We start from the raw sequence: 25,151 nt of genomic DNA on the forward strand, positions 1-25,151 counted from the left end.
TTTATACGCCCTGCTTATTGCTCCAGAGCAGTGTATGCAGCTGCGGCAGCACCCGCACTTCATTCATCCGCTTATCGTTCATCGTCCGGTCCACGAGGTCCTCATAGCGGCTGAGCAGTTTTTCCGTATGGTGATCGACGCTTTCGCCGTCCAGATAGGGATTGCCCACCTGAAGGTAAAATGCAACATCACGGTACTTCCCGTGCAGTTCTGCCGCATATTCGAAATCTGCGTCATCGAATATGACGACTTTCAAATTATATGATGTGCCGCTCTCATCCAGTTTCGCAAAAATATGCTCCAGCTTGCCGTAGTCCGTCACCATGCCGGAACTCGGCGGCTTCGGGCTGATCGTCACATCATCGATCATCTGCAGCCAGTCCTGATACATCGTGCCCTGCGTCTCCACCGCAAGCTTGAGGCCTTTGGACTTTGCCTTTTCCACGAAATCACCCAGGTTTTTAAGGAGCAGCGGATTGCCGCCGGAAATCGTGACATGGCTGTAATTGTCTTTCGCCAGTGCATCGAGGGATGTGAATATATCCTCTGCAGTCATCATGCGGATGTTTTCCTTCTGGCTGCCGTCCCATGTGAATTTGGAATCACACCAGCTGCACTGGTAATCACAGCCGGCGGTCCTCACAAACATCGTCTTCTGTCCGATGACGGCACCTTCGCCCTGGAATGTCGGGCCGAAAATTTCCAATACGGGTATTTTCATCATCTTCTCCCCTTCGGACGGTAGACGACATAGCTCGTCGGTGTTTCCTTCAGTATGATCTGGAGGCATTCCAGTTCGTTCGGCTGTTCTTTCTTGGTGTATTCGTCCACCATATCATAAATCACTTTTGCCAGCGTCTCCGAAGTCGGCGGTGTATCCCTGAACGCTTCATGATCATTCAAAAGCCTGTGGTCGAATTCATCCATGATCAGTTTTTTGAGCGCCGAGAAATTGACGAGGAAGCCGAGGTCATCGAGCACATCACCTGCGATGGTGATGTTCACGTGGTATGTATGGCCGTGCACACGTTCACATTTGCCTGCACGCGCATCCGGTATATGATGCGCCGCAGAGAAGTTAAGATCTTTATTCAGTTCATATTCATAATCATGATCCGGGATTGGATAAAACACCGTCATTTCCCCTTTCTTTCAAATACGCTTCAAGGCCTGCATTTCTGAGTTCACAGGCCGGGCATGTGCCGCAGCCGTCGCCGGGCACACCTTCGTAGCAAGTGAGCGTATTTTCCCTTATGTATTCAAGCTTGCCGAGGCGATCGGCCATCGCCCATGTCTCCTTCTTATCGCGCCACATCAGCGGCGTCTCGATCTGGAAATCTTCATCCATCGCGAGGTTCGCGGTCAGGTTCATCGACTGGATGAAATTGCTGCGGCAGTCCGGATATCCGCTGAAGTCCGTCTGTGATACGCCGGTGATGATCACCCCGGCTTTGATCTGATAGGCGAGCGCCGAGGCGAATGACAGGAAAATCATATTCCGGGCAGGCACGAATGTGTTCGGCATGCCGCCGTCCTCTTCTATCGGCATATCATGGGTGAGCGCATTCGGGGCGAGCTGTGAAAGCAGGCCCATATCGAGGACGTGGTGTTTCAGATCATGTTCCTCTGCGATTTTGCGCGCCACATCGATCTCAAGTGCGTGCCGCTGGCCGTACATGAAAGTGACCAGCTCGACTTCATCATATTTTTCGAGCGCATGGAACATGCACGTCGTGGAATCCTGGCCGCCCGAGAAGACGACCAGCGCTTTTTTTCGGTTCATGGTTCATCCGTCCTTATAAATTCTTCAATTATTAAATTTTAACAGTTTCCTCCACATTTCGCCATCCGGCAGATCGGTGGATTTCGTGAATTTTTCCCGAAATATATTTTTATATTGCCCCGCCTCCGCGGGCCTCTATATAATTGAAGCCAGAGGGGTGAGTTTAAAATGAGGAAAATAGCCGAATTTGCCAGGGCAGAAGGCTTTAAAGTATTCGCGAGCACCTCCCTTGCGACGATATCAAAAGATGGTGCAAAGTTCCGGATCAGCAGGCAGGCCGGGGACCGCTTCAAATTGAGCGAATCCAAAAACAGCAGAATCCAGGTCGAATCCACTTACCATGCAAGCGAAGAGGAAGTGATCGAAGAGATCAGGCGGATGATCTCCTGAATGATGGGTTTATTTATGACAGAAAATATACAATCCCTGCCCAGGACTTGAAATTTTATTCGAAAACGGTTATATTCATATATTGTGAGAAATAGTATCAATATGGTATCAATCTTATTTTAAAAAACGAATAACCTTGGCACCATTGCGATTGCTATGACTATCAGGTATATCCTGCAAATATAATTGATAGGTGGAATTGACAATGGAATATCGTATATTACTTTACTACTATTATACCGACATCGCCGATCCGGAAGGATTGAGCAAAGAGCATCTGCGGATCTGTAAAGACATGAACCTGAAAGGCCGCATACTGCTAGCACATGAAGGCATCAACGGCACGGTCTCGGGAACGGTGGAGGACACCGACAAATACAAGAACTACATGGAGAAGCACCCTTTGTTCAAAGGGATCGTCTTCAAAGTGGATGAAGCGGAAGGGCATGCATTCAAAAAGATGCATGTGAGGCCGCGCCCGGAACTTGTGAACCTGAGCCTCGAAGAGGATGTCGACCCGCGTGAAGTCACCGGTGAGTATTTATCCCCGGCTGAATTCTACGAAGAGATGCAGAAGGAAGACACCGTCGTACTCGATGTGCGGAACACATATGAATACGATGTCGGCCACTTCAGGGGCGCAATCCGCCCGGAAGTCGAGACGTTCAGGGACACGCCTGAATGGGTGCGTGAAAACCGTGAACTGTTCGAAGGTAAAAAGGTGCTGACATACTGCACCGGCGGCATCCGCTGTGAGAAATTCACGGGATGGCTGAAGCGTGAAGGCTTTGAAGACGTCGGCCAGCTGCACGGCGGCGTCGCATCATACGCAAAAGACCCGGAGACCAAAGGTCAACTTTGGGACGGCATGATGTACGTCTTCGATGAGAGGCTGACGGTGCCGATCAACCAGGTCGAACACACCGTCGTCGGACGGGACCACTATGACGATACACCGTGTGAGCGGTACATCAACTGTGCGAACCCGGAATGCAACGCCCAGATCATCGCCTCGGAAGAAAACCAGGCATATCATTTAGGCGGATGCTCACTCGAATGCGCCGAGCACGCACGCAACCGTTACATCATTGATGAGGAACTCTCCAGGGAATTTGTGGAGGCACGCCTTGAAGAATTAAGGAACTCCGACTTTGCCGAATTCGAAATGATCGGCGATGCCAGAGGAAAATAAAGAACAAGAGCCCGCGCGGCTCTTTTTTTGTGGGGTTTTTGCTGCCCGGCCTGCGGTTTGGCCTGATTTTCGCAACCTTGTTTAGTTTGTGATGCTTAAGTTGCGAATCCTGACCCGTTTTCCGCAACCTTAAGGCCCTTTCCCGGCCAACGTTGCGAATCTTGACCTGGTTTTCGCAACCTTGGCTAGTTTGTGCTACTTAAGTTGCGGATTCAGTCATGCTTTTCGTAACCTTCTCTGGTTTTCATGCCCAATGTTGCGAATCTTGACCCGTTTTTCGCAACCTTGACTCTGGTTCCCGGCCAACGTTACGGATCTTGACCTGATTTTCGCAACCTTGGCTAGTTTGTGCTGCTTAAGTTGCGGATTCAGTCATGCTTTTCGTAACCTTCTCTGGTTTTCATGCCCAATGTTGCGAATCCTGACCCGTTTTTCGCAACATTTTCTGATTTTTCCCGCCACCTTACGAACCCCAAATTCCACACAATAAAAGACCTCTGGAGGAGGTCTTTATTGTTCCACCTGCGCCTCGCGCCGCTTCTGCCGCCTTTCCTTGATCTTCACGATGTAGATGCTGATCTCATAAAGGATGATCATCGGCGACACCGTGATCATATGCGTAAAGAAGTCCGGCGGTGCAATCAGTGCGGTGATGACGAGCAGCGCAAAATATACATACAGCCGCACGTTCTTCATGATATCCGAATCAAGCAGTTCGATATGATGCAGGAACAGCACGATGACAGGCAGCTGGAATATCAGCGCAAAAGGCATCGTCGTCATCAGCAGGAATGACATATATTCATCCGCCGTCACCAGCACATCAAAGTTCTGCTGGCCCATCTGGATGAGGAAGTAGTAGCTGACCGGATGCACGACGAAGTAGCCGAATGCAATCCCGAGTAAAAATAATCCCATCATGATCGGAAAATACGACTTGATGAATTTTGTCTCCTGATCCACAAGGCCTGGCCGCATGAACTGCCATAAGTAGTAGCAGATGAATGGCAGGCTCAGACCGATACCGAGGGACCCTGCGGTCCTTAAGTAAAACCGGATGACTTCAAATGGCCCCCTGACGATCAGGTCGTGTCCTTTAGTCAAATACGGAAACCAGAATTGTATCGTCAAAAATATGAGGGTGAAAAAGATGACGAATACGACGATCGACTTGATCAGCACACTCCTCAAATCGTCGAGGTGTTCGACCAGTGTCGCATCCGGTTCATCAGGCGTCACCCGGCGGCGTCTTTTAGTGCTTGAGATGCCTTCATCCGTAATCTGCTGCAGTGTCTGTTTACGTTCATTTTTATCCTCTTCACCCACACATACTCACCTCAGTCCGGACGCGGGAGGATGTTACTCCGTCTCTTCATCGGAATCTTTGATGAAGTTGACGATGAACCTTCCCCTGATCTGTCCTTTTAAAATCTCTTTCAAAGTATCAGGCAGTTCGTTCAAAGTGATTTCGGTCGCGATATCCCTCGAAAGCTTGGAAGGCTTCAAGTCCGTTGCGAGCCTGTCCCAGATTTTCTTCCTGCCTTCCATCGGGAATTTGACTGAATCCACTCCGATCCATTGGATGTTCCGTGAAATGAACGGCAGTACGGTCGTCTTGACTTCAACGCCCCCGACAAGGCCGCATGTCGCGACATATCCGCCATAATCCAGGCTGCTCAAAATGTACTGCGTGGTTTTCCCGCCGATCGGATCGATTGCCGCAATCCACTGCCTTTTTCGGATCGGCTTATCTTCTTCGTCTGTCACTTCGTCACGGTGTATGACCCGCTTTGCACCGATGGATTTCAAATACTGCACTTCTTCCATATGGCCCGTGCTCGCCTCGACATGGTAGCCGATATCACTGAGCATATTCACTGAGATGCTGCCGACACCACCGCTCGCACCGGCGACCAGCACTTTCCCGTCATCGGGCCTGAGCCCGTTCTGTTCAAGTTTATCAATGGATAGTGCTGCGGTGAATCCCGCTGTACCGAGTATCATCGATTCCCTTAAGGTCAATCCCTGCGGTAAAGGTACGAGCCATTCGGATGGGATTTTCGCATACTCGCTGAACCCCCCGAAATTGCGCGTACCGATATAATAACTGGTCGCCAGCACCTGATCTCCCGGCTGGAAGTCCTCGTTCACGGACTCCACGACTTCACCGGCGAGATCTATCCCCGGCACCATGGGGAACTTTTCTGCGAACTGGCCGTTCACGGCAATCATGGCATCCTTATAGTTCACACTCGAATAATGCACTTTGATCAGCACGTCCCCTGCAGTGAGCTGATCCGTCGTCAATGTCTGAATGGACATCTCCGGGTTGCCGTCCACCTTATCCACAACCAAAGCTTTAAAAGAACTCATAAAATCCCACCCCTTAAAAATTTTGCTTACTGCCCGCTTTCATCCGACACTTTTGTCTTTGCCATCAAATCATGCAGTGCCCGCTTGTCTTTACGGGTGATCATCATCACGCAGGACAGCAGTAAAAATAATCCAAACGTCACGCTGTAGACCACCAGTATGAACAACTCCCTTTTCAGCATCGTCTGCCACGATACATCGGCACCGTCCACCTCCGTGACCCTGATCCCCATCAGCCTCTTCCCTATCGTCCAGCCGTACCAGATGACCGGCAGGACAATCATATAAGCTGTGACGATCAGTATCATGAAAATGTTGAATATGAAATTCGCTCCCGGATTAATGACAAATTCATAACCGGCAGTGAAGCTCAATATAAATACTATAGGCACACCAACTATCAGCCCGTCAATGATGCGGGCAAAAAAACGCTGCCATAACTTCGCTGGAAAAATCAAATCCAATCCTCCTGTATGTTGAGGTGCATCCTTTTATTATACATCAGACTATTCCAGCTTTTCCATGTTCACACTTTTGATGCCGGTGATTTCAACAAGGTCACCTTCATCAAATGTCATGACGAATGAATCCTTTCCGCCGTATTCAGGATTCCCGACTGAATACCTTCCTGAATCATAGGCCTCTATCTGATGCACATATATATTGCCGGAGAGCTCCGTATCTTCAGTTGTGATCCTGTAGTCGCCGGCTTCGATATCATGCCCTGCGATATACATGCCGGGGGACAGCGCCCCTTCGAAAGGACCGTCCACAGGTGTGAAGACGAACGTTGTATCATTGGTGATTTCCATTTTGTCCCCTTCATCGATGTAGAGTAAAACTTCCGTCGGATAATCCCTGAAAGTGCTCTCCGTTCCCTCACTGGCCAGCACTTCTCCGGCGACATACCGCTCTTCTTCATCGTAGATGGACAAATAACCCGAGTATTCCCCGGTCGATGTAATGCTGTACCTGCCGGGCATGATGTCCTCGCCCACTACATGCTCCCCGGCAGAAATGCTCGTCTCTTCCCCCTCTCCGTAGAGATGAGTGTAGTCGATCGGCGCGTACAATGGATTCGCCTCTGTATCTCCCCGGGCTTCTGCAGATTCCTCCGCCTCTTCGGAGACCGCTTCATCACCTGCCAGATAACTGTTGATTTCATCTGCAAGCTGATCAAAAGGGTTTGTGCATGCCGCCAATACAACAGTGCTGAGAACCATGACTGATGCGAGCTTCAACTTTTTAGTTTTCATGTCCATCACCATTCATATTATTTGTTATCCCGGCAGGACCGAGGTTCATTCTGCCTGAAGTTCATCCGTATTAAGACTCATTATATAATAAAACCATAAGAACTGTCGAAAAGTGGGACGAACTTTTTCTAATGTGCGGAAAAAGGCATAAAAAAACACACCATACAAAAGTATGGTGTGTTTCTGTAAGTTTTACGCCTCAGCTTCCCAGCGAAGTTTAGGCTTACGTGAAGCTGTTGCTTCATCAAGACGTTTAACAGTCGTTTTGTGTGGTGCACTGTGGATGACATCCTGATTATTTTCTGTTTCATCAGCAATCTGTTTCATAGTCGCGATGAAGTGATCAAGCGTTTCTTTAGATTCAGTCTCAGTAGGCTCGATCATAAGCGCTTCTTCCACGATTAATGGGAAGTAAACGGTTGGCGGGTGAATATCGAAGTCCATCAGACGTTTTGCGATATCCAGCGTCTTCACGCCTTGTTTCTTCTGTCTGTTGCCTGAAAGTACGAATTCGTGCTTACAGTGCTGAGTGAACGGAAGATCATACGAGTCTTCAAGGCTGCGCATGAGGTAGTTCGCGTTGAGTACAGCACCTTCACTGACTTTCTTGACGCCTTCTGCACCCAAAGTACGGATGTACGTGTACGCACGTACGTTGATGCCGAAGTTACCGTAGTAATTCTTGACCATACCGATGGAATCAGGCAGATCGTAATCGAAGTCGTATTCGCCGTCTTTTTCTGTAACGACCGGCTTAGGAAGGAATTTCTTCAGCTCATCAGTTACGCCGATTGGACCGGATCCCGGGCCACCGCCGCCGTGAGGGCCTGTGAAAGTCTTGTGCAGGTTAAGGTGAACTGCATCGAAGCCCATGTCACCAGGACGTGCGTAACCCATGATTGCGTTCAGGTTTGCACCGTCATAGTACATCTTACCGCCCGCTTCGTGGACGATTTCAGACATTTCAAGGATTTCAGTTTCAAACAGACCCAATGTGTTCGGGTTTGTCAGCATGAGTGCTGCAGTGTTTTCGTTGACCACTTTCTTCAAGTCTTCAACGTCGACAAGGCCTTTTTCGTTTGATTTAACTTCAACGACTTTAAAGCCTGCAACCGCTGCTGATGACGGGTTTGTACCGTGTGCGGAGTCAGGTACGATGACTTCGTTACGGTGTGATTCGCCATTCGCTTCATGGAATGCTTTGAAGATCATCAGTGCAGTCCACTCACCCTGCGAACCGGCAGCCGGCTGCAAAGTGATTTCGTCCATGCCTGTGATTTCCTCAAGGTGTACCTGCAGGTCATACATCAGCTCAAGAGCACCCTGAACAGTCTTAGGATCCTGGTAAGGATGGATGTGGCTGAATCCAGGCAGTCTAACAACATCTTCGTTGATTACCGGGTTGTACTTCATAGTACATGAGCCCAGCGGGTAGAAACCTGACAGGATACCGAAGTTACGGTTGGATAATCCTGTATAGTGACGCATCAGTTCAAGCTCATCCACCTCAGGGAGGTTCGCCTGTTCCTTACGTACATACGCGCTGTCGAGCTCCTCTTCCAGATTCACTTCAGGAACATCAAGTGCAGGCAGGTTGTAACCGTTTCTGCCTTCTTTACTGCGCTCAAAAATTAATGGAAAGTTTTCATTAGCCATTATTGATAGCCCCCATTTCTTTTACAAATGCATCGATCTCTTCTTTGGAACGGATCTCAGTAGTAGCGATCAACATATGGTTTTCGAATTCAGGATATACGCGGCCCAGGTCGAATCCGCCGATGAATCCTTTTTCAAATAACTTCTCATTAACCTCTGATACCGGTTTTGAAAGCTTGACTACGATCTCGTTGAAGAATGATCCTTCGAATGCAGCCGGGATGTTTGCTTCTTCCAGCTGGCTTCTTGTATACCTTGCTTTCTGCATGTTTAATTCGGACATTTCCTTCACACCGTTTTTACCGAGTGCACTCATTGCAGCCGAGCTTGCCACTGCGTTCAATGCCTGGTTGGATGTGATGTTGGATGTCGCTTTTTCACGTCTGATGTGCTGCTCTCTCGTCTGAAGTACGAGCACAAATCCGCGCTGACCATTCTCATCAGTCGTTTCACCGACGAAACGGCCCGGCACTTTACGCATCAGTTTTTGAGTTGTTGCGAAGTAACCACAGTGTGGTCCGCCGAACTGTGCTGGGATACCAAATACTTGCGTATCACCGACAACGATGTCCGCACCGAATTCACCCGGAGGCGTCAAGTAGCCAAGTGCAAGCGGGTTGCTTGAAACGACCATCATAGCCTTAGGCTGCTGATCAAGAATTTCTCTTATTTTTTCAAGTGGTTCGATCTGACCGAGGAAGTTAGGGTATTGGACGATGAATGCAGCTACATCTTCATCCAGTTCTTTCTCAAGCTGGTCAAGGTCTGTCTTACCATCTTTAAGTCCGATTTCAACAACTTCAACACCTTTACCAACTGAAGCTGTCTTTACAAGCTGACGGGATTCAGGATGAACAGCTGCTGAGATGAGGATTTTGTTCTTTTTCGTATGTCCAACACTCAGGTTCATCGATTCCACTACAGCTGTACCGCCATCATATAGTGACGAGTTTACAACAGGCATACCTGTAATCTCAGAAATCATCGTTTGGAATTCGAACATCGCCTGCAGTTCACCTTGCGTCATTTCCGGCTGATATGGCGTATATGAAGTATAGAACTCCTGCCTTGAAATGACATGGTCAACCACTGACGGGATGAAGTGATCATAAACGCCCGCACCCAGGAATGAAGTATAATCCAGGGTATTGGCATTTTTTGCCGCCATTTGAGTGAGTTCACGCTTCAGTTCGTACTCACTCTTAGGTTTTTTAAGATTTAATTCTCTGTCCAGTCTCACTTTTTCCGGAATATCGGAAAAAAGCTCGTCTGTGGATTTCACACCGATTTTTTCAAGCATTTCTGCTTTATCAGTTTCAGTAACTGGTAAATAACGAAAATCCATTAAAATTTCCTCCTTATTTATCATACGATAATATAATTTCTGAGTTGATCAGTTTATGCCATACCGTAACCATTATAAAGGATATTGAAGAGATTAACAATTTTTTCACAATAAAAGTACGATATATTTGAACGAATTTATAATTCCGCCATAAATTGAGCCGGAATGCGGTCCTGCAGGTGAAATATGTATCTTCTCCAATGTCTTTTCTCTACATTTCCGTAACAAAAATCCGTTCATTCCATTTCCGGGAAAACGAATCCTCTTTCTTTTTTAAGCATACTCTCAATTTCACTGAGAACCGTTTCCACGTCCCGGGGATCCGAAACTTCATATTTGTCGATATCCAGATGATATACAGGAGATATTTCCTTCTTTTCGTATTCCTTTATGAATTCATTTTCATAAATATCATACAGCTCACGGTAGTATTCGGCGAGACCCGGATCCCTTTCAACCTGCTCGTAAGGCCTCCCCCGCTTCTTGATCCTCCGCATCGCTTCATCGAATGAACCGTGGACGAAGACGAGCAGATCCGGCGACTTTTTGAAAACGATCTGCTGCTCATACAAATCATGCAGTTCCTGCATCATATTTTCATGGAGTTCCAGATAAGTCATGTACTCCGCTTCATCCATGGAGCCGTTATCGTACTGGAGCCTTGCGAACACCATGGCATCTTCATAGATTGAACGATCCAATACAGTATTCGGATGTTTCAAGGCATTCTTCAGCGCCTTGAACCTGTGGTTCAGGAAATACACCTGCAGGTGGAAACTGTACCTTTTCGGGTCTTCATAAAATTTCGGGAGGAACGGGTTTCCCTCCACTTTCTCTATCAATAACTCGGTGCCGAAATGGCGGGCGATCACACCGCCCCAAGCCGTCTTCCCCGCACCGATCGTACCTGCCATCGTTATCAAATTACTTCCCCCTATATCATGTTGATGCAATGGGTGATGAATGCGCATGATTTTTATTCACCCGGAGTTTCTTCATTATACCTTTTTCAAACAAGTATGTAATACTGCATTTATTCATAGTGTTCCAATATGATATTATATAAGGCAGATGGTTTGGACAAATCCGGTTGCATCTATGACATTTCAAAATTACGGAAACGGGTGGTTATATGTTCAATGGAGAAGAGAGAATAATATTAGCGTTCATAGTTTTAATATACTTTTCCTTTATGTTCATGGTGACATTATACATAAACAAGAAAACGAAAACATATGAGGATTACAATGTCGCAGGGAGGTCCGTATCGATTTTTCCCATCATTTTGACCTTTGCCGCCACAGGGGTCAGCGGCACCACGTTATTGGGCTACATGGAATATGGCTACAGCCTCGGGATGGGGCAGCAGTGGATACATATCACCATGTTTTTATGTGTAATCATTTTTGCAGCATTTTTACTTAAGCGGATCAGGAGTCTCGGTGAAAAACATAAAATGGTCACCATAGGAGACTATACTGCCTTACGTTACGGGGAAAAAGCCCGCATACCGACCGTCATCAGCATAGTATTTGCTTATTGTGCAATGAGCGGCATGCAATTCGTGGCCATTGCCACCATACTGAATGTGACACTTGGCGTGAATTTCACCCTCGGGATTTTTATCGGCTGGGTCTTCCTGACACTTAAAACATATTTCGGCGGATTGAAGACCGTCATCTGGCAAGATGTCATCCATGGCATGATGCTGATACTGGGCGTCATTCTGTTATTTGCAGCAGTGCTGATTTCTGCAGGGGGCTGGGGGCCGGCATCAGAATACGCGTCCTCCCTCGGCCAGGAGAATATGCTCAGCGTGATGAATATTACACCCGGGGAAATACTTGTATATCTTTTGACGCTGGCTGTCTTTCAATTCGTCAGACAGGATCTCTGGCAGCGTGTCTGGGCGGCTGAAAACAGCAGGACGGCCGGGAGCGGATATTTGATTTCCATGATGGTCGCAGTTCCCATCGGCGTCATTACTGTCGCCATTGGCGTACTCGGCCGGTATGGGCTGCGGCTCGAGGAAATCAATCCTGTCTTCATTTATTATGGAGTAGTTAATGATGTCTTTCCTTTTGCCCTCGTGCTCATGATGATCATTGCCCTGCTCGCCGCCGTAATCTCGAGTGCCGACTCCTTTATTCTCGCAGGGGCGTCCTCGATCGTAAATGATATCATCAGGCCGAATGCTTCGCATTATGATAATCAGAAGATGCTCCTGTGGAGCAGGCTTTCCGTCTTGATCATTTCTGCTGCGGGCCTTGTGCTGGCTTTGACGATACCCGGACTCGTCAACCTGATGGTGACCGGCACCGCAATGACAGTTTCAGGCTTGCTGGCTCCGATTGTCTTCGGGTTATTTTGGAAAAAAGTCACAAATACCGCAGGCATCACTTCCATGTGGGCCGGCCTCATCATCGCCGTCTTTTGGCAGATTGCGGGCCACCCTTTTGGACTGCACCCCATTTTCATCGGCTTGCCGGTGTCCACGGCCGTGCTTTTCACAGTGACGATTCTCGCACCTAAAAGAGTTTCAGCCAGGGCATGAATAAAAGACGCCTGCAGAAGCAATTTTGCTTCTGCAGGCGTCTTCATCATTATAAAACAGTTACTCCACCGTCACCGACTTCGCAAGGTTCCTCGGCTTATCGACATCATTGCCGCGGTGCAGTGCCGCGTAGTATGAGATGAACTGGTAGACGACCACTGAAACGAGCGGCGTCAGCATGCTGTGTACGTTCGGGAGGACGTACGCATCGTTTTCGCTCTCAAGACCTTCCATAGCAATGGTGCAGACGTTGGCGCCGCGTGCCTGCACTTCCTGGGCGTTGCCCCGGATGTTCAGATTCACCTTCTCCTGTGTAGCGAGCGCGAATACCGGCGTGCCCTCCTCTATCAGGGCAATCGTGCCGTGCTTCAATTCTCCCCCGGCGAAGCCTTCCGCCTGGATGTAGGAGATTTCCTTCAATTTGAGCGCACCTTCCAGTCCGACATAATGGTCCATTGCCCTGCCGATGAAGAATGCATTCCTTGTCGTTTCCAGATATTCATGGACGATTCCCTCGATCGTCTCCGCATCATCGATCACGGTCGTGATCGCCGTCGTCACTTTTGCAAGCTCCTCCGTGAGGTTGATGCCGGTCTCCCTGCCAAGTGCACGTGCGGCAACCTGTGCGAGTATCGCCAGCACCGCTATCTGTGCCGTATATGCTTTCGTCGAGGCGACGGCGATTTCCGGTCCTGCATGGAGTATCAGCGTCTGATCCGCTTCACGCGACAGCGTCGAGCCGGGCACATTGGTCACGGTCAGCGTCTTATGCCCGAGCCGCTTCACCTCGACGAGCACGGCCCTGCTGTCCGCCGTCTCACCGGACTGCGAGATGAATACGAATAAAGGACGCTTTGAGAGCAGCGGGGTGTTATAGACGAATTCCGAGGCGACATGCACTTCAGTCGGGATGCCCGCCCATTTCTCGAAATACTCTTTGCCGATGAGTCCTGCATGATAACTCGTGCCTGCTGCAATGATATATACGCGGTCGGCATCATTGATCTGGTCCATGATTTCAGTGTCGATGCTCAGCTCGCCATTTTCATCCTGGTATTCCTGGATGATTTTTCGCATCGCGGCCGGCTGGTCATTGATCTCTTTCAGCATATAATGCTCATATGTGCCTTTCTCCGTATCGCTCTCATCGATTTCTGCGATATAGGATTCCCTTTCAATCGTATTGCCGTCCCGGTCTTTGATCGTGATTCCGTCGCGTTTCAGCAGGACGAGCTCACCGTCCATCAGTTCAACGAACTCATCAGTCAGGTGCAGCATCGCCATCGCATCCGATGTGATGACATTGAAGCCCTCACCCTTCCCGAGCAGCAGCGGGGATTTATTCTTGGCGACATAGATCACATCTTCTTCATCTTTATCGAGGAGTCCGAGTGCATATGAGCCGTGCAGTATATCAAGTGCTGCCTTGAAGGCCTCTTCAGTCGTCCTGCCCTCTTTTGCAAGCGCGGAGATGAGCTCCACGATGATTTCCGTGTCCGTGCTCGATACAAACTCCGTTTCAGGCAGATATTCCTGTTTGATCTGCTCGTAATTTTCGATGACGCCGTTATGCACAAGCGTAAACCTGCCGTCCGCACTCTGATGCGGATGTGCATTGGTCACACTCGGCTCGCCGTGCGTTGCCCAGCGTGTATGGCCGATGCCGGTCGCTGCCTGGAAATCCGGATCCACTTTCTCCCTTAAATCCTTGATGCGTCCCGCTTCCTTGAATATTTTCAGCTCTTCCCCGTTGCGTACACTGATGCCCGCAGAGTCATAGCCGCGGTATTCCAGTTTTTCCAAACCTTTCAGTAATATCTCTTTGACATCTTCTTCTCCGATGTATCCGACAATTCCGCACATAAAGTATTTGCTCCTTTTCATGACAAATGTTGACCGGTGCTCTGTCCCCGCAATCGCTTGCGGGCTTTAACATCCGGTTTGACGAACACTTCAGTGTCCGGGACAGTATCCGCCGATCATCGATGACTGTCCTCCTCGTCAGCAGCATTGCTGCCCAGGCGCTATTCCGATTTTTTTCTGACTGCCCTCCTAAAAACTGTGTCGTTAAAATTGTAATTTATTTACGCTTCTGTTTCAACGCTTTTTCCTTTTATTTCAAAAAAACGGCAACCATATTCAGGTTGCCGCCTTCCGTCCTCACAGCCGGTTGCCTTCCAGCTCCCCGTACTTCTTTTTAAGCGGCCCCGTTTCCTCCCATGCTTTCGCAAGTTGAAGCAGCCTTTTTTCGGAAAGGTGCGGCCCCATGAACTGCATGCCGGCAGGGAGACCTTTTTTATCCATACCCATCGGGACGGATAAGGCCGGAATGCCTGTCAGATTGGCGGGCACTGTGAACGGTGTGCATTTCTGTACGACTTCCAGGCTTTGTGCGCCCGGCTTGCTGCTGAGCTTCGGTGCCGTCACCGGCGCTGTCGGGCCGAGCAGCACATCCACTTCAGTGAATGCTTTCTGCAAGCCTTCCACAAGCTTCCTTCTCGCCTGCTGGGCTTTTTCATATTGTGCCGTACTCGACAGGAGTCCGGTGGATAAAAGGACACGGACATCTTTTGGATAAGCTTCAGGATGTTTCTTCATCCCCTCATAATTATATGCAGCCGCTTCACCGGCAGTCGTGACGAACCCGGCAAACGGCGCCAGGGACAATTCCGGTATATCCATCTCCCGCACTTCCGCCCCCATCTCTTCAAGTATGGCGACCGCCGACTTGAAAATCTTTTCAACGGACTTATCCAGCCCCTGGAGGTAGTAATCCGGAACGCCGATTTTCATACCACATATATCCGCATCCAGCCCTTCCATGTAGTTTTGTGGTGAAACATTCAAGCTCGCCGGATCATCGGGATCGAAACCCGCCATATGCTCCAGCATGATGGCAAGATCCGGCACCGACCGGGCGATGGGACCGGCGGTGTCGAGCGACCAGGCTGACGGGAATATACCATGTGTGCTGACGAGCCCGTATGTCGGTTTCAAACCATAAACACCCGTGAAAGCGGCGGGGACGCGATTGGATCCGAATGTATCCGTACCGGTCGCCACCGTGGCCATGCCTGATGCAAGGGCGGCGACACTGCCGCTGCTCGAACCGCCGGGGATATGCTTTTTATTCCAGGGGTTGCGCGGTGTCCCGAAATCCTGGTTATGGCCTGCAAGTCCGGCACCGAACGGCTGCATATTGAGTTTCCCAAGCATGACGGCACCGCCCGCTGCAAGCTTGTCGACCACCGTCGCATTGATGTCCGGGGTGAAGTCGCCGAGCAGTTTCGACCCCGCCGTCGTCCTTATGCCTTTCGTCTTATAGTTATCTTTGATGCCGACGGGGATGCCGTGGAGCGGTCCTTTATACATCCCTGCCATGATTTCTTTTTCGGCTGCTGCAGCCTGCTCCAGTGCAGCGCTCTCCAGAGGGCTCAAATAGGCATTGATTTCAGGATTCAGCCGATTGATGCGGCCCAGCATGTGTTCAGTCAGTTCGACGGGGGAAAGCTCTTTATTCTCTATCATCCGGGCAAGCCTGAAGGCATCCGTGAATGCTAAATCAGTCATGTTTGAACACCCCTTTGTCGATGGTCGCGAGAGGGGTCTTCTCGTTGATGTCGGGGAACTTTTCAAGTGGTTTTTCCATCTGCTTCACTGCAAGGAGCATCCCTTTGATATAGGGGATGTCCGACCTCTTCACTTTTACGCCATGCAGTTTGAGGCCGCTTTTTATGAATTTCTTAACGGGCATATGCTGCATCTCCTTTCATCACTCTTTTTTAGTCGACGTGTAAGGCTTGTGTCATTTTGTTGCATTCAATCTGCATATACCCCGGGCCCCAGAGTGAAAACGCCGCTCAGATGAAAAAGCATGAAAAAAAGCCCACGGCTGACGGGCCGTGAGCTTAAAGACTTTCTATTCATCCGGTATATGGCTGCCTTCTATCTCTGCATATCCCACACTGATCGGATTTGTGTCCTCCCAGGCGCTTCCCACCTGCATCAGCTTCCCTTCGGATAAGTGGCTGCCGATGAACTGCATGCCGGCAGGGAGGCCGTCTGAAGAGAGGCCCATCGGCACTGCAAGGCTCGGTACGCCGGTCAGGTTCGCCGGCACGGTGAACGGCAGGCCGCGCTGGATCACCTGGAGGTTCTGCTTAGTCTCGTCTTTTGCGATTTCCGGCGTAGTGATCGGCAGGGTTGGACCGAGCAGGACATCCACTTCCTCGAAGGCTTTCTGGAATGCATCAGCAAGCTTCCGCCTTGCCTGCTGGGCCTTCAGATACTGTGAGGTGCTGGAGACTGTGCCTGCAGAAAGCAGGATGCGCACATCCTGGGGATACTGTCCGGCATCTTTCTGCATCATGCTGTAATTATAGGCAGCAGCTTCCCCATTTGCGGTCACCTGGCCCGCAAATGACGCCATCGAAAGCTCGGGGATATCAATTTCCCTGACTTCGGCACCGAGATCTTCAAGCGTCTTCCTCGCTTTCCCGAAGAGCGTCTCTATATCCGGCGCGAGTCCTTCAAGGTAATAACGCGGCACGCCTATCTTCATCCCTTTTATATCTTTATTCAGGGTCTCGGTATAATCCGGGAGGTCTATATTCAGGCTCTGCGGATCTTTGGAATCAAATCCTGCCATGACGTTCAGCATCAAAGCGATATCCGAAACGGACCTTGCGAACGGCCCGGCCGTATCAAGGGACCATGCCGTCGGCAGCAGGCCGTGGGTGCTGACAAGCCCATGCGTCGGCTTCAATCCGTACACCCCGGACATGGCGGCAGGAATCCTGTTGGACCCCCACGTGTCCGTTCCCGTCGTCAGTACCGCAAGACCCGACGCGAGGGCCGTGGCACTCGCACTGCTTGAGCCGCCCGGTAAATGATCCGTGTTCCATGGATTCGGGCTCACGCCGTAATCCAGATTGTTGCCTGATGACCCGGCACCGAGCGGATGCATATTCAACTTGCCGAGGTTGATGCCGCCCGCTTCATCGAGTTTATCGATCGTCGTCGCATTCACATCAGGTGTGTACTCATCAAATATCTTCGCCCCGCCTGTAGTGCGGATGCCCTTTGTCTTATAGTTATCCTTGATGCCTATCGGAATGCCGTGGAGCGGCCCTTTATAGCGGCCGTTCACGATTTCCTCTTCCGCTTTCCTCGCCTGTTCGAGCGCGGTTGTTTCCAGGGTGGTGAGGTAGGCATTCAATTTCGGATTCAATTTATCTATGCGATGGAGGAAACGCTCCGTCAACTCGACCGGCGACACTTCTTTCCTCTCGATCATCGGCGCAAGTTCCGATGCTTTCATGAATTCAAGATCAGCCATTGAGTATCTCCCCCTTATCCACGATGGTGAACGGTAACTGCTCCTTCAGGTCCGGAAAATCTTCAAGCTCAGTTTCCGACTCCTCGACGCTGGAAAGCACTTCTTCTACATAGGGTAAATCTTCTTTGTCTATGGAAATACCGTACATATCCAGCTCTTTATCAATAAACTTCTTCAGTCTCACCTTCAGTATCCTCCTTTTAAAATTTACAATTGGACTGATACACATCATCTTTGATGACTGACGGATGAGAATTCCTGATGAATTTTCTGTAATTTATATATCTAATTTGCATGTAAATTTCGTATTCCCATTTTCAGCAATATAAAACATTTTTGCCTCCTGTGTTTAGGAATGATACATGATGGGAAACAGAATAATGAAATCATGGCGACAAGGAGGGAGATCATGTCCAAAGCTGGATTGAACACTTTGAAGCCTGGTCAGAACTATAAGGCACAGGAGCTTGACAGCTTCGTTACATCAACCGATGCTGTGCTCTTGTCGACAAATGAAAATCACCTTTTCTCAGATCCCGAGCAGGAATTCAAAGTGACACATGAATTCAAAGGATTTTTCGAACACTCTTCGGAAGACGGCGAAAAGTATTATAGAGAGAAAAAGGCATATGTTGTAGAGAAGGCATAAAGAAAGAGGCATGAACTGGGGTTCATGCCTCTTTTTGATGTGGAGATGATGTAGATAAAGGTCCAGCCTGCTCATTCATCATTAATTTTCATCCGGAGTAAGCAGATTTTCTTCACGCCTGCTCATTCGACATTGATTTCCAGGACGAGTAAGCAGTTTATCTTCGTACCTGCTCATTCGGCATAAATTTCCACGGCGAATAAGCAGACTGCCTTCCATCCAAATAAAAATCGGGACGAATGTCCCGATTCTTCAAGTACCCAGCAATTTATTTATCCAGACCCATTTCAGCCTCTACGACTTCTGCGATGTCTGCACTGTAGCGGTCTGCAAGCTCGACGGTCTCCGCTTCCACCATGACGCGCACAAGCGGCTCGGTGCCGGATGCACGGACGAGGATGCGGCCATTGCCGTCCATTTCTTTTTCAACAGCTCCGATTTTTGCAGCGACTGTTTCGTTGTTTACGACATTGTGTTTATCCTTGACCCTTACATTGACCAGTCTCTGAGGGAACGTTTCGACCTGGCCGGCAAGTTCGCTCAAAGGCTTGCCTGTCTTTTTGATGATCGCAGACAGATGCACGCCGGACAACAGTCCGTCGCCGGTCGTATTGTAGTCCATCATGATGATATGCCCGGACTGTTCGCCGCCCAGGCTGTATCCGTGTTTCCTCATCTCTTCAACCACGTAGCGGTCACCGACTTTAGTCTTGTCGCTCCTCAGGCCGTGCGCTTCCAGGGCTTTATAAAAGCCGAGATTGCTCATGACGGTAGAAACCACCATGTCATCTTTCAACTTGCCGGCTTCTTTCAGATGCTGTGCCAGGATGAACATGATTTTATCGCCATCCACGATATCGCCGTTCTCATCCACTGCGATCAGACGGTCGCCGTCGCCGTCGAATGCGAGGCCGAAATCACATTCTTTTTCCTTCACAAGTTCAATCAGCTTCTCAGGATGGGTGGAACCGACACCATCATTTATATTCGTGCCGTCCGGATTGGTCCCCACCGTGACCGTATCCGCTTCGAGATCCCCGAATAAGTATGGTGCCAGGGAATGCGTTGAACCATGTGCACCGTCCAGTCCGATTTTCAGACCTTCAAGGTCCACATCGATAGTTGACTTGAGATAACCGATATACTTCTGGCTGCCTTCGAAATAATCCGATTTGCTGCCGATTTCGGTGCCTGTCGGCCTCGGAAGATCATCCGTCTCCCGATCCAGCAGTTCTTCAATTTTTTGTTCTTCGGCGTCACTAAGCTTGAAGCCATCGGATGCAAAAAACTTGATGCCGTTATCTGCCACCGGGTTGTGCGAGGCTGAAATCATGACACCGGCATCTGCTTCAATTTCACGCGCAAGATACGCGACACCAGGTGTTGAAATCACACCCAGCCGCATCACTTCCGCTCCGATTGACAGTAGTCCAGCAACGAGTGCCGACTCGAGCATCTCACCCGAGATACGGGTGTCCCTGCCCACTAAAAATGTCGGTTTTGTATTATTCTCCCCTGCTAAAACGTATCCGCCAACTCGTCCTAATTTAAATGCCAGTTCCGGTGTTAACTCTGTATTTGCTACGCCTCTGACGCCGTCAGTACCAAAATATTTACCCATGAGTTTCTCCTTTAGTCATTTTCTTCTATCGTGAGTTCCGCTTCTAAAACAGCCGGCTCAGTTTTTGTAATGCCTTCCGGCAGATCCAGTTCGACATCCCTTGTCACTGAACTGTCGAGACCGTCCACATCGATTTCGACACTGGCCGACTCGATCGTATCCAGAACTTCCTGACTTCCGAACACTTCGATGGTATCATGATTGAGCTCCACATTCACAAGCTCGTGATCACTGTCGACCATGCCCGTCACTTCGTAATTGACAGGCACTGTCTTGCTTATCTCATTCACATTGATTTCAACCCTTACATTGGATGGCTCCGTCCGCACATCCAGACGGTTGAACTGGAAGTCGAATACACCGACTTCCGCTTCTTCGACGCGGTCTTCCGTAATTCGCGAATTATCACTTAATGCCGCACGCACATACTGTATCCGGTTGATTTCATTTTCCCCGCCGTAAACGGTCACCGTCTCCGGCTCCACCGAAACGGATTCCAGCTGATGCGCCGGACCGAAACGGCTCTCATCGACTTCAGCCTGCACCGTGAAAGTCTGTGACACCAATTCCTGTATACTCACCACTGCAGTTTCAGGAATGACCTCTGCTGTGACATTCTCGGGCAGCTCATCGATCGTGAAATGCACTTCATGTTCCCCCGGCCCTCTGTCCCGCAGATCGAGCAGGACGTTGAAATCCCTTGTCGTCTGCAGCCTGACTATATTCGAGGTGTTCCCGGACAACTGCACATTCACCTGACTCGGTGCTCCGCTTACGTAATATTCATCTTCATCGTAAAGCACTTCCACAGGCATGCCCTGCAGCACTTCGGTTTCATCATCGTCGCCATTTTCATTGAACAGGTTCAGATTTTCAAACACATCATTCACCGAAAGAAACATGAATAATGCCAAAGCCAGTGCAACAAACCTCAATCCCCATTTACTTTCGAGCAAACATGCCGCCTCCTTCCTTCACACCGGGCACGATACTCCAGTGCTTTTTCAGCAGCTCATCGAGTTCTTCAAGTGTGATCTCCTTATCCAGCTTGCCGCCGTATGTAACGGAAATGCTGCCCGTTTCCTCGGAAACCACCACGGTGAATGCATCCGTCACTTCCGATATCCCCACTGCCGCACGATGCCTCGTCCCCAGGCTTTTTGCGATCTTGCTGCTGTCGGAAAGCGGAAGGTAGCTTGCTGCGGAGTTTATCTTATCACCCGAGACGATCATCGCCCCGTCATGCAGCGGCGTATTCGGTATGAAGATATTGATCAGCAGTTCCGCTGAAATCTTGGCATCAATCGGTATCCCGGTTTCCGTATACTCTTTCAGGCCGGTCCCTTTTTCAAAGACGATCAACGCACCGATCCGCCGCTTTGCCATATATCTGATTGATTTTATGATCGCTTCCCTCAAAGCCTCATAATCCGCACCGGCGGTATTGTTGCTGCCTTTGAATAAACTGCCCCGTCCGAGCTGTTCAAGCGCCCGCCGCAATTCCGGCTGGAATATGACGATGATCGCGAGGAAGCCCCATTCCAGGACAGTGTCGAACAACTCCGTCGTCGTCGTCAAATCGAGGAAATTACTGACCGCCCTTCCAATCAGTATAAGGAAGATACCCTTGATCAGCTGGATTGCTTTCGTCCCTCTCATAACCCTGATCAGCAGGTAAAAAACATACCATACGATGATCAGATCTATTACGCTTGTAATGACAGCGGCGGTCGTTATATTTTCAAAAATGTTGGTGTTCTGCATTCACCCGGTCCTTTCTGATGAATTATAACGTACCGATCTTCTCCTTCAGCTCATTATATATGTCCAGCATTAAAGGATCGTCTTTCAATTCATCCGTATTTTTAGGGTAACTCTTAAAATATTCAACACATTCCCTGATCCGGCCTTTTCTGTATAAATAATAACATTTGAGCAGGATCAGCTGGTCATCTTCCGGCTGGTCGATCAGTTGCTCCAGCATTTCGAAATCATTTTCGGAAGCCGCCACTTTTACAGAAAGTATGCCCAGTTCCTTTTCCTTATAACGAACCTGCATCCTGCGCTCCAGATCGACATATTTATCTATCAGCCGGCGGCATGTAAAATACTGTTCCTTCCTATAATAACATTCTATGATTTCAAATAAAATTTTCAGTTTGCCAAGGTTAAGCTCATTCATCGGATATATCAGCGCGTAAGTGTCCTCCAGCAGGTCAAGCGCCTCTGTGACTTCCCCGCGCTCCACCAAATAGGAAATCTTGATCAATAAAGCATCTATGTAAAATTGATTGATGACATTATTGGACAACTTCGACAGTGACTGGTCCGCCTGCCGGATCATCTGGAGAGCATCCCCTTCATGCCTGTAATATTTCGCATATAAGAGATGGAGCCGTCCGCAGTCGGCACTCGAAATTTCATCCGCCTTCTCATATTCCTTGTTCATCAGTTCAGGTATGGTCGAGAAATCATCATGTTCCACCTTATATTCGTGAAAGACGATTTCCCGGAACACTTCCACATCATTATACCGGAAATTTGACGTCTCAGACATGAGATCGTTCAGGGAACAGTTCAAGCGTTCGCTGAGTTTTATCAGCACATTGGTGGAAGGCTGGACGCTGCCCTTCTCGATGAGACTTAAATAAGTCCGGGAAATGATGCCGTCAGCAAGCTCTTCCTGCGTGAGATTATTCCTGTGCCTCGTTTCCTTGATTCTTTGACCAATCATCTATGGTGCCCCTTTCCTGCGCTTATGAATAATACTACCCATCCTGTTAGATTTATTTGACAACTTATTTACTCTTAATCATACTATAAATATATATATAAGGGGTGTTTCAAATGAAAAAATTGTTAGTCATCAATAATCTGGCGCAATTGAAAAGTGTCAGCGATCCTTTTAGAATCGAACTGCTCACACTCCTGAGTGAAAAGCCGAAAACGGGGCAGATGCTTGCTGATGAAATAGGCATTCCCAGGGCTAAAATTCATTACCATTTAAATGAATTGCTCAAAAATGAAATCATCCATGTCGTGAAGACCGAAGAGAAGAACAGCATCGTTCAGAAATTTTATGAACCTGTGGCTGAAAAGGTCGTACCCGACATCAGCCTGCTGCGATACAAGCAGGAGAAGAAGAAAAAGGATCATTTGTCCTATCACTTGAGAATCAAAGATAAAGAATTGAACCAGTTCAAGAAAAATCTTAAAAATCTGGTCAAAGAACACTCCACCAAAAAAAGCAGCGATAAGACCAGTGAATATAAAATTCAAATATTACCATTCGAAGAAGAATGAAAAACGTGGCCCCCTTTACGGATGTCCACGTTTTTTATGCTCTCCCCGTCACCGCTTACTTCTGTTTCCTGCCGAACAAAGCCGAGGCCATGGCCACTGCTTTTTCAGCAGTCATGTTACCCTCATCGAGGAGCGGGTTCACTTCAACCAGGTCCATTGATGTGATGCTTCCGCTGTCATGAAGTATATTCATCGCAAGAAGTGTCTCCCACAGACTCAGTCCTTCACCCACCGGTGTCCCGGTGCCCGGAGTTTCTTCAGGATCCAGCGCATCCACATCAAGGGAGAGATGAATGCCATCCGTCTTCGCCTCAAGGTATTCCAGCGCATCCGACATGACGGCGGAAATCCCCTTTTCCCTGATATCCCTCATGGTGTAAGTGAGGATGTTCCGGTCTTTGATGTACCTCGTTTCCCCTTCATCCAAATCTCTCATACCGATCAGCACAACGTTTTCAGGCTTGATTTTTGCACCTGTCTTATGGATATTGACAAGCTTTTCATCTCCAACACCGCAGGCAATCGCGAGCGGCATGCCGTGGATGTTCCCTGAAGGGGAGCTTGCACTATCATTTAAATCTCCATGGGCATCATACCAGATGACGCCGAGGTTATCATAATGAGGGCTGATGCCCGCGAGGCTGCCGATTGAAAGTGAATGATCGCCGCCGATGACAAGCGGAAATGCACCAGCTCTGACTGATTCGTCCGCAGCAGCAGCAAGTTTCTCACTGAAATCGACCACCTGCTCGTAATTTTTAAGATTGTTCTCTGAGCGGCGGGAATGCGTAGACGCATCCACCTTGAAATCGCTGTAAATATTACCTTTATCATTGACTTCTATATTCATTTTTTCAATTTCTTCAATTAAGTTGGCATAACGCAATGCATCCGGCCCCAGATCCACACCAAGCTTCGGCTGGCCGAAAGCGGTTGCCGCCCCTATGATATCCACTCTTTTCATAATAAACTCCCCTTTTGTGTACTATACACCCATAATATATAAAATGAGGAGTTTATGCAACGACTTATAATTATGTATGAATGCATAAAAAAAAGACACTTAAATGAATAAGTGTCTTGAATGAGCCATAGAGGATTCGAACCTCTGACCCTCTGATTAAAAGTCAGATGCTCTACCGACTGAGCTAATGGCTCTAAAAATGGCTGGGCCGGAAGGATTCGAACCTTCGCATGACGAGACCAAAACCCGTTGCCTTACCGCTTGGCTACGGCCCAATATTATAATGATGCTATGGTGGGGGGCAGATTCGAACTGCCGAACCCGAAGGAGCGGATTTACAGTCCGCCGCGTTTAGCCACTTCGCTACCCCACCGTGGTGGAGAATGACGGGTTCGAACCGCCGACCCTCTGCTTGTAAGGCAGATGCTCTCCCAGCTGAGCTAATTCTCCAAAGATGACCCGTACGGGACTCGAACCCGTGTTACCGCCGTGAAAGGGCGGTGTCTTAACCGCTTGACCAACGGGCCGTAAAAAATTATGTATAGACATAAAAATGGCTCCACAGGTAGGATTCGAACCTACGACCGATCGGTTAACAGCCGATAGCTCTACCACTGAGCTACTGTGGAATCATAAAAAAAGATATTGCCTGGCAGCGTCCTACTCTGGCAGGACGTATGTCCAACTACCATCGGCGCTGGAGAGCTTAACGGCTGTGTTCGGCATG

General features: G+C 48.9%; 25 protein-coding genes, 6 tRNA genes and 1 rRNA gene. 5 read left to right on the forward strand and 27 right to left on the reverse strand.

Translation table 11 applies throughout. From position 1 onward, the window contains the following. Position 1 precedes the first annotated feature (1 nt). The 3 genes from queE to queC are packed head-to-tail and all read right to left on the reverse strand — an operon-like array spanning position 2 to position 1,783. Entirely contained in the window at positions 2-724 is a 723-nt protein-coding gene (gene queE / locus LPW40_RS13075; RefSeq protein WP_230822688.1) for a 7-carboxy-7-deazaguanine synthase QueE, read from the reverse strand. Further along, the gene (queD, locus tag LPW40_RS13080; RefSeq protein WP_413776010.1) at positions 721-1,140 is read right to left on the reverse strand and encodes a 6-carboxytetrahydropterin synthase QueD; all 420 of its coding nucleotides are present in this window, start codon (positions 1,138-1,140) and stop codon (positions 721-723) included. Before queD ends, queE begins: the two co-directional genes overlap by 4 nt. Further along, positions 1,109-1,783 carry a 7-cyano-7-deazaguanine synthase QueC gene (queC, locus tag LPW40_RS13085; RefSeq protein ID WP_230822690.1) on the reverse strand — a complete coding sequence of 225 codons (675 nt, stop codon included), beginning with the start codon at positions 1,781-1,783 and terminating at the stop codon, positions 1,109-1,111. The genes queD and queC overlap by 32 nt, the downstream gene beginning before the upstream one ends. Before the next feature lie 168 nt (positions 1,784-1,951). Here queC and LPW40_RS13090 point away from each other — a divergent pair, with 168 nt between their 5' ends. After that, positions 1,952-2,173 (forward strand): hypothetical protein, encoded by a 222-nt coding sequence (locus tag LPW40_RS13090; protein WP_230822691.1) that lies wholly within the window; start codon positions 1,952-1,954, stop codon positions 2,171-2,173. A 205-nt stretch (positions 2,174-2,378) separates the two neighbouring features. Further along, positions 2,379-3,365, forward strand: a complete 987-nt coding sequence (trhO, locus tag LPW40_RS13095; protein ID WP_230822692.1) for an oxygen-dependent tRNA uridine(34) hydroxylase TrhO — start codon at positions 2,379-2,381, stop codon at positions 3,363-3,365. A gap of 510 nt (positions 3,366-3,875) precedes the next feature. Here trhO and tatC read toward each other — a convergent pair. From tatC to LPW40_RS13130, 7 genes are all read right to left on the reverse strand, one after another. Then, a complete protein-coding gene (gene tatC, locus LPW40_RS13100; protein WP_230822693.1) occupies positions 3,876-4,691 on the reverse strand; it encodes a twin-arginine translocase subunit TatC in 816 nt (271 codons plus the stop codon). Positions 4,692-4,724: 33 nt separating this feature from the next. After that, positions 4,725-5,738, reverse strand: coding sequence for an acrylyl-CoA reductase family protein (locus LPW40_RS13105; RefSeq protein ID WP_230822694.1), 1,014 nt, complete (start codon positions 5,736-5,738; stop codon positions 4,725-4,727). A 26-nt stretch (positions 5,739-5,764) separates the two neighbouring features. After that, the gene (locus LPW40_RS13110) at positions 5,765-6,196 is read right to left on the reverse strand and encodes an RDD family protein (RefSeq protein WP_230822695.1); all 432 of its coding nucleotides are present in this window, start codon (positions 6,194-6,196) and stop codon (positions 5,765-5,767) included. A gap of 48 nt (positions 6,197-6,244) precedes the next feature. Next, the gene (locus LPW40_RS13115; RefSeq protein WP_230822696.1) at positions 6,245-6,994 is read right to left on the reverse strand and encodes a hypothetical protein; all 750 of its coding nucleotides are present in this window, start codon (positions 6,992-6,994) and stop codon (positions 6,245-6,247) included. Positions 6,995-7,186: 192 nt separating this feature from the next. Further along, positions 7,187-8,650, reverse strand: a complete 1,464-nt coding sequence (gene gcvPB / locus LPW40_RS13120) for an aminomethyl-transferring glycine dehydrogenase subunit GcvPB (protein WP_230822697.1) — start codon at positions 8,648-8,650, stop codon at positions 7,187-7,189. Next, positions 8,643-9,995 (reverse strand): aminomethyl-transferring glycine dehydrogenase subunit GcvPA, encoded by a 1,353-nt coding sequence (gene gcvPA, locus LPW40_RS13125; protein WP_230822698.1) that lies wholly within the window; start codon positions 9,993-9,995, stop codon positions 8,643-8,645. Before gcvPA ends, gcvPB begins: the two co-directional genes overlap by 8 nt. Before the next feature lie 236 nt (positions 9,996-10,231). Then, on the reverse strand, positions 10,232-10,909 hold the full coding sequence (locus LPW40_RS13130) for a deoxynucleoside kinase (RefSeq protein ID WP_230822721.1): 678 nt from the start codon (positions 10,907-10,909) through the stop codon (positions 10,232-10,234). Positions 10,910-11,193: 284 nt separating this feature from the next. Between LPW40_RS13130 and LPW40_RS13135 the strand changes: the two genes are divergently transcribed. After that, positions 11,194-12,549 (forward strand): sodium:solute symporter family protein, encoded by a 1,356-nt coding sequence (locus LPW40_RS13135; RefSeq protein WP_230822722.1) that lies wholly within the window; start codon positions 11,194-11,196, stop codon positions 12,547-12,549. 60 nt (positions 12,550-12,609) lie between these two features. Here LPW40_RS13135 and glmS read toward each other — a convergent pair whose 3' ends face one another. The 5 genes from glmS to LPW40_RS13160 all read right to left on the reverse strand — a co-directional run bounded on the left by glmS (position 12,610) and on the right by LPW40_RS13160 (position 18,071). After that, positions 12,610-14,412, reverse strand: a complete 1,803-nt coding sequence (gene glmS, locus LPW40_RS13140) for a glutamine--fructose-6-phosphate transaminase (isomerizing) (RefSeq protein WP_230822699.1) — start codon at positions 14,410-14,412, stop codon at positions 12,610-12,612. Between the two features lie 297 nt (positions 14,413-14,709). Next, entirely contained in the window at positions 14,710-16,119 is a 1,410-nt protein-coding gene (locus tag LPW40_RS13145) for an amidase (RefSeq protein ID WP_230822700.1), read from the reverse strand. Continuing rightward, complete coding sequence (locus tag LPW40_RS13150) at positions 16,112-16,303, reverse strand: hypothetical protein (RefSeq protein WP_230822701.1); 192 nt, start codon at positions 16,301-16,303, stop codon at positions 16,112-16,114. The genes LPW40_RS13145 and LPW40_RS13150 overlap by 8 nt, the downstream gene beginning before the upstream one ends. A 165-nt stretch (positions 16,304-16,468) precedes the next feature. Next, positions 16,469-17,887: an amidase gene (locus LPW40_RS13155; protein WP_230822702.1), complete on the reverse strand. Its 1,419-nt coding sequence runs from the start codon at positions 17,885-17,887 to the stop codon at positions 16,469-16,471. Next, a complete protein-coding gene (locus LPW40_RS13160) occupies positions 17,880-18,071 on the reverse strand; it encodes a hypothetical protein (RefSeq protein WP_230822703.1) in 192 nt (63 codons plus the stop codon). The genes LPW40_RS13155 and LPW40_RS13160 overlap by 8 nt, the downstream gene beginning before the upstream one ends. Positions 18,072-18,296: 225 nt before the next feature. Between LPW40_RS13160 and LPW40_RS13165 the strand changes: the two genes are divergently transcribed. Further along, positions 18,297-18,536, forward strand: a complete 240-nt coding sequence (locus LPW40_RS13165) for a hypothetical protein (RefSeq protein WP_230822704.1) — start codon at positions 18,297-18,299, stop codon at positions 18,534-18,536. Between the two features lie 268 nt (positions 18,537-18,804). Here the strand turns inward: LPW40_RS13165 and glmM are convergent, their stop codons facing one another. From glmM to LPW40_RS13185, 4 genes are read right to left on the reverse strand one after another with little or no spacing between them, the layout of a single operon-like run. Continuing rightward, on the reverse strand, positions 18,805-20,157 hold the full coding sequence (glmM, locus tag LPW40_RS13170; protein ID WP_230822705.1) for a phosphoglucosamine mutase: 1,353 nt from the start codon (positions 20,155-20,157) through the stop codon (positions 18,805-18,807). Positions 20,158-20,168: 11 nt separating this feature from the next. After that, the gene (locus tag LPW40_RS13175; protein WP_230822706.1) at positions 20,169-21,113 is read right to left on the reverse strand and encodes a CdaR family protein; all 945 of its coding nucleotides are present in this window, start codon (positions 21,111-21,113) and stop codon (positions 20,169-20,171) included. Then, positions 21,100-21,921 carry a diadenylate cyclase CdaA gene (gene cdaA / locus LPW40_RS13180; protein ID WP_230822707.1) on the reverse strand — a complete coding sequence of 274 codons (822 nt, stop codon included), beginning with the start codon at positions 21,919-21,921 and terminating at the stop codon, positions 21,100-21,102. The genes LPW40_RS13175 and cdaA overlap by 14 nt, the downstream gene beginning before the upstream one ends. A gap of 22 nt (positions 21,922-21,943) precedes the next feature. After that, positions 21,944-22,891 (reverse strand): helix-turn-helix domain-containing protein, encoded by a 948-nt coding sequence (locus LPW40_RS13185; protein ID WP_230822708.1) that lies wholly within the window; start codon positions 22,889-22,891, stop codon positions 21,944-21,946. Positions 22,892-23,004: 113 nt separating this feature from the next. Here LPW40_RS13185 and LPW40_RS13190 point away from each other — a divergent pair, with 113 nt between their 5' ends. Further along, on the forward strand, positions 23,005-23,460 hold the full coding sequence (locus LPW40_RS13190; RefSeq protein ID WP_230822709.1) for an ArsR/SmtB family transcription factor: 456 nt from the start codon (positions 23,005-23,007) through the stop codon (positions 23,458-23,460). 55 nt (positions 23,461-23,515) lie between these two features. Here the strand turns inward: LPW40_RS13190 and rocF are convergent, their stop codons facing one another. The 8 genes from rocF to rrf form a co-directional block, all read right to left on the reverse strand. Continuing rightward, positions 23,516-24,427, reverse strand: a complete 912-nt coding sequence (gene rocF, locus LPW40_RS13195; RefSeq protein ID WP_230822723.1) for an arginase — start codon at positions 24,425-24,427, stop codon at positions 23,516-23,518. Between the two features lie 118 nt (positions 24,428-24,545). Then, positions 24,546-24,618 (reverse strand) — tRNA-Lys (locus LPW40_RS13200). Between the two features lie 6 nt (positions 24,619-24,624). Continuing rightward, positions 24,625-24,699, reverse strand: a tRNA-Gln gene (locus LPW40_RS13205). Between the two features lie 17 nt (positions 24,700-24,716). Beyond that, positions 24,717-24,797: transfer RNA gene (locus LPW40_RS13210), tRNA-Tyr, on the reverse strand. A gap of 1 nt (position 24,798) precedes the next feature. Further along, positions 24,799-24,874 (reverse strand) — tRNA-Val (locus tag LPW40_RS13215). 5 nt (positions 24,875-24,879) lie between these two features. Next, positions 24,880-24,951 (reverse strand) — tRNA-Glu (locus LPW40_RS13220). Between the two features lie 27 nt (positions 24,952-24,978). Then, positions 24,979-25,053, reverse strand: a tRNA-Asn gene (locus LPW40_RS13225). Positions 25,054-25,071: 18 nt separating this feature from the next. Continuing rightward, positions 25,072-25,151: ribosomal RNA gene (rrf, locus tag LPW40_RS13745) — 5S ribosomal RNA — on the reverse strand; the annotation flags it as partial.

This window comes from Salinicoccus halitifaciens (assembly GCF_021026095.1).
GTDB lineage: Bacteria > Bacillota > Bacilli > Staphylococcales > Salinicoccaceae > Lacicoccus > Lacicoccus halitifaciens.

What these genes read in the sequence shown, in the direction of transcription:
- LPW40_RS13155 (WP_230822702.1), bottom strand. Translation starts at nt 17,887, where the DNA reads ATGGCTGATCTTGAATTCATGAAAGCATCGGAACTTGCGCCGATGATC.
- LPW40_RS13105 (WP_230822694.1), bottom strand. Translation starts at nt 5,738, where the DNA reads ATGAGTTCTTTTAAAGCTTTGGTTGTGGATAAGGTGGACGGCAACCCG.
- LPW40_RS13130 (WP_230822721.1), bottom strand. Translation starts at nt 10,909, where the DNA reads ATGGCAGGTACGATCGGTGCGGGGAAGACGGCTTGGGGCGGTGTGATC.
- queC (WP_230822690.1), bottom strand. Translation starts at nt 1,783, where the DNA reads ATGAACCGAAAAAAAGCGCTGGTCGTCTTCTCGGGCGGCCAGGATTCC.
- LPW40_RS13150 (WP_230822701.1), bottom strand. Translation starts at nt 16,303, where the DNA reads ATGCCCGTTAAGAAATTCATAAAAAGCGGCCTCAAACTGCATGGCGTA.
- LPW40_RS13145 (WP_230822700.1), bottom strand. Translation starts at nt 16,119, where the DNA reads ATGACTGATTTAGCATTCACGGATGCCTTCAGGCTTGCCCGGATGATA.
- cdaA (WP_230822707.1), bottom strand. Translation starts at nt 21,921, where the DNA reads ATGCAGAACACCAACATTTTTGAAAATATAACGACCGCCGCTGTCATT.
- glmM (WP_230822705.1), bottom strand. Translation starts at nt 20,157, where the DNA reads ATGGGTAAATATTTTGGTACTGACGGCGTCAGAGGCGTAGCAAATACA.
- gcvPA (WP_230822698.1), bottom strand. Translation starts at nt 9,995, where the DNA reads ATGGATTTTCGTTATTTACCAGTTACTGAAACTGATAAAGCAGAAATG.
- LPW40_RS13190 (WP_230822709.1), top strand. Translation starts at nt 23,005, where the DNA reads ATGAAAAAATTGTTAGTCATCAATAATCTGGCGCAATTGAAAAGTGTC.
- LPW40_RS13165 (WP_230822704.1), top strand. Translation starts at nt 18,297, where the DNA reads ATGTCCAAAGCTGGATTGAACACTTTGAAGCCTGGTCAGAACTATAAG.
- queE (WP_230822688.1), bottom strand. Translation starts at nt 724, where the DNA reads ATGATGAAAATACCCGTATTGGAAATTTTCGGCCCGACATTCCAGGGC.
- LPW40_RS13115 (WP_230822696.1), bottom strand. Translation starts at nt 6,994, where the DNA reads ATGAAAACTAAAAAGTTGAAGCTCGCATCAGTCATGGTTCTCAGCACT.
- LPW40_RS13090 (WP_230822691.1), top strand. Translation starts at nt 1,952, where the DNA reads ATGAGGAAAATAGCCGAATTTGCCAGGGCAGAAGGCTTTAAAGTATTC.
- glmS (WP_230822699.1), bottom strand. Translation starts at nt 14,412, where the DNA reads ATGTGCGGAATTGTCGGATACATCGGAGAAGAAGATGTCAAAGAGATA.
- trhO (WP_230822692.1), top strand. Translation starts at nt 2,379, where the DNA reads ATGGAATATCGTATATTACTTTACTACTATTATACCGACATCGCCGAT.
- LPW40_RS13135 (WP_230822722.1), top strand. Translation starts at nt 11,194, where the DNA reads ATGGTGACATTATACATAAACAAGAAAACGAAAACATATGAGGATTAC.
- LPW40_RS13185 (WP_230822708.1), bottom strand. Translation starts at nt 22,891, where the DNA reads ATGATTGGTCAAAGAATCAAGGAAACGAGGCACAGGAATAATCTCACG.
- queD (WP_413776010.1), bottom strand. Translation starts at nt 1,140, where the DNA reads ATGACGGTGTTTTATCCAATCCCGGATCATGATTATGAATATGAACTG.
- gcvPB (WP_230822697.1), bottom strand. Translation starts at nt 8,650, where the DNA reads ATGGCTAATGAAAACTTTCCATTAATTTTTGAGCGCAGTAAAGAAGGC.